Origin of the sequence: uncultured Anaerobiospirillum sp., from assembly GCF_902485895.1 — a bacterium.
GTDB classification, from domain to species: domain Bacteria; phylum Pseudomonadota; class Gammaproteobacteria; order Enterobacterales; family Succinivibrionaceae; genus Anaerobiospirillum; species Anaerobiospirillum succiniciproducens.
In genome coordinates, this window is record NZ_CABTML010000082.1 from 1 (window position 1) to 2733 (window position 2733).

The 2733-nt window shown below is 41.7% G+C and carries 2 protein-coding genes; both read left to right on the plus strand.

Features of this window, described 5'->3' with window-relative positions:
* Positions 1 to 578: transposase (locus RDO37_RS06780; RefSeq protein ID WP_308498540.1), on the plus strand; the 578-nt coding region annotated here is incomplete at its 5' end.
* Positions 579 to 953: 375 nt separating this feature from the next.
* Positions 954 to 2369: an MFS transporter gene (locus RDO37_RS06785; RefSeq protein WP_308498541.1), complete on the plus strand. Its 1416-nt coding sequence runs from the start codon at positions 954 to 956 to the stop codon at positions 2367 to 2369.
* The last annotated feature ends 364 nt before the right edge of the window (positions 2370 to 2733 follow it).

Genomic DNA, 2733 nt, shown 5'->3' on the forward strand with positions numbered 1-2733 from the left:
AGACTATCAAGTCACTCAACCATCGCTTCAACAAAGATAAGGCAAGACTACAATCTGCAGGCGAAGGTAAGCACATTAGATCTATTGCAGTAAAACGCAGGAACAGGATTAATGACTACTTTCACAAGGCATCAAAGCGCATTATAGATCTGTGCCTAAGAACTGATACTGGCACAATTGTGATCGGATATAACCAAGGATGGAAGGCATCGTGCAATATGGGTAAGGTTAACAACCAAAAGTTCACCCACATTCCGCATCTAGATTTGGTTAATAAGATTATATATAAAGCTAAACAGTACGGCATTGATGTCATTTTGAGCGAGGAGAGCTATACTAGTAAGGCTAGTAGCCTAGATCTAGATGATATTCCTACTTACGGTCTAGTTAACAATAAAAAGCCGATGTTTAGTGGTACTCGAGTAAAGCGAGGTCTTTATAAAGCAAAGAATGGTGCCTTACTCAATGCTGATGTTAATGGAAGCATTAATATCATTAGAAAAGCATTCAAAAATGCTCCTGTAAAGGAGCTATTTGATAGCGGCTGCGTGTTTCAGCCGATACGGGTAACTTGTTAACCGTATGAGATTTGGCGCAGCGACGCCATGAAGCTCACGCTATAATCGTCAGATTTGGCGGGAGTAATTCACGTATCTTAGCTTAAGATTATGTTCGTACTTAGGCACTCATAGGCCATACAAAACCACACTCTTATTCTTTTAGCTTGTGGGCATCATGTAACTTGCACTACCACTATCTAAGTGCAGCACGGCAGAAGCTATTTATAGCGCCTAACTGATGATAGCTACTATGTCTAACAAGAGTGAATAAGGTGACTTAACTTCCTTAAGTTTCGAAGGTGACCTCTTGAGAGTTTTGTATGCTATCGCTTGGGATTAATGAGTGTGTGCCACTAAACAGGCAGTACCTATCATAGGCCTTATGGATACCTTATGTTAAGCAATACCGAAAAATACAAAGATCTCGCCTTGCGTCCTCTATCACGCGCGGTAATCGTAGCAGCCATGGGTATAATCTTTGGCTTTGACATCGCCTCGGTATTCTTAAATCAAGGCTTTCTATCGAGCCTGTATTTATTAGTTGAAAGTCAAAGCGATATAATCATTGGCAGCTATATATTAGGCCTGCTTTTTGGCACTTTCGTCGCTGGCTACATTACTTACGGCTCTGGTAGAAAGCTGAGCATCATAGTTTCCTCAACCGTAGGATCACTTGCCATCCTCGCCTCTTTTGTAGCTCCAAATTTATCTACCCTGCTTTGTGCTGAATGGGTTATTGGCTTTTGTTTTGGTCTGTACCTAACCTCAGCCTCTTTGTACATCAATGAGATTATGCTGCCGAGAAACCGCGCCTTATCGTTGATGTTAGTACCGTTCTTTGTCGTCTTTGGCAGCATCATTGCAGCCATTTCCTATCAAGGTATTCCGGGCAAGCCGCTAATTTCTTTTGTAATTCTCTTCCTTATCAATATTCTGCTCATTACCTTAGCGGTCTTTAAACTGCCTGAGTCTCCTCGTTACTTAGCCGTAGCTGGTTCTTCTGATGCAGCTTTATCAGTCTTATTTAACTTACGCCAAGAGATGAGCTTTGCAGCCCGTGAGCTTGCAGAGATCAATGAGTGCTGCCGTGGTGAAACCCGTGGTATTGAGTTCTTCTTACAAAATACTAACTACCGCCGCCTCCTAGCATTCTTATGCTTTACTGCCTTCATGTTCAATTTAAGCGGCGTAACTATCATCCCATACGTACTTATTAACAAGCTCTCGCCTACTTTGTTATGCACTGACAACTCACAGTGCTTTTACACCTTTGAAAGCTATGTCATCTACACAGCCATCATTGCCGCGTTTATTAGCGTACTCTTGTTCTTATTCTCCTCAGAAAGATTACGCCGTCGCTCTTTAGTACTCACTGGTGGTGTAATTTCAGCTATCTTCTTACTCATTGGCTCTTTAGCTACCTTACTTGACGATAGTGCCCTCAAAAACTGGATTATGAGCATCTCATTTACTGGCTATATCATTTTCAGCTTTGGAGCCTACGCTATCTTCATCTTTGTAATTAGCGTTGAGCTAATGCCTATTCGTGCTCGAGAGTTTGGCTATGCTGCTGTCTTAGTTTCAAACAGCACCGGCATTCTCTTTTGTATTCAAACCTATGAGCCAGCTCTGCACCGCTTTGGCTTTACCGGACTACTGTTCATGTGCATAGCCTCAACGCTGCTAGCACTTTATCTTATCTACTGCTTATTACCTAACTCAGGTAAACAAAAGCTCGAGATGATCGAAAACCGCATCACGTCAGCTCCATCATTTAGCCGCATTGTTAGTTACCATGACGAACGCTAGCGCAAGCTAATCTAAAACTTAGCTAATCTAAGTTCAGCTAATCTAAAACTTAGCTAAGCTAAGCTAATCTGAGTTCAGCTAATCTTCAAAGCTCGCTCCATGCAAGCTTTGAAGATCCTCATAGCACCTTTTGCCATTTCTTCAGCGTCAATCGCATCAACGCGCATCAAAATGAGAATCATTAGTAATGAGTTAGCTAACCATGTAGCTAGAGTCTTATAATGCACCACATCGTCCACATATATCTGACATTGGGGAGTTGTGTCTATAATTTAAGAATGGCATATAAAAGACAATTATCTTTTTATAGACCCAGCTGCTCAGTGCTATTAAGCTCTTAAAAAGCAGGCTTGAGCGCAGAACG